The organism is Hyunsoonleella flava (assembly GCF_004310325.1).
Classification (GTDB): domain Bacteria; phylum Bacteroidota; class Bacteroidia; order Flavobacteriales; family Flavobacteriaceae; genus Jejuia; species Jejuia flava.
The window spans coordinates 1-677 of the sequence record NZ_SIRT01000030.1; the positions used below are offsets into that span (position 1 = coordinate 1).

Sequence of the window (677 nt, forward strand, 5' to 3'; positions counted from 1 at the left end):
CCAAACCAAGTCTTTAAAATCATCAGGCGCTTCAGTTTTTTCCCATTTCGAATGATTCTCCTTAGGATCGATGACTACAATGTTTGGATAAGCGATTCCTTTTATTCCATCTAGAGTATGGTTTTCAAGCAAACCAACAAAGCTTATTTTGGCCTGAGAGAAGTCACAATTGACTAGTTTATTTTCGAAGCGTAATTCATATCGACCCCTAAATGAGCAATTTTTAAATTTTGGGTTCCAATTTCCTCCAATTTGTTTTGTGTGAGCCCAAATAAGGCAATTTGCGAAGGTACATTTATTGGTCAAGACGTAGGTGTATTTGGCAGAACAACGAATTTTTATTTCACAATCTACAAAGTGACATTCTGAAAATGAGCCAACAAATTCCTTTGCATCTATCTCGACTATTTTGTTGACGATTTTCTCTTGATATCTTTTATGAATTGGAAATCCGTGGGCTATGCTATTTGGTAATAGCATTTCTTTTACAGAAGATTTAATGTCTGTGCTAAATTCCAAATTTTTGTTTTTTCCAAAAAGCTTGTTCAATATTGACATAGTTTCTGTTTCTCAAATGTCTAGTCCTGAAATATGGCTACAGGTTAAAAATTGATTTACGCTGTTTTTAAACCTGCCTTGCCGGCAGGCAGGTATACCATATTTGGTGTTTTATAATC

1 protein-coding gene is annotated in these 677 nt (G+C 34.7%); it reads right to left on the reverse strand.

Annotated elements, in window-relative coordinates:
* Positions 1-558: hypothetical protein (locus EYD45_RS16555; RefSeq protein WP_130965777.1), on the reverse strand; the 558-nt coding region annotated here is incomplete at its 3' end.
* Positions 559-677 lie beyond the last annotated feature (119 nt).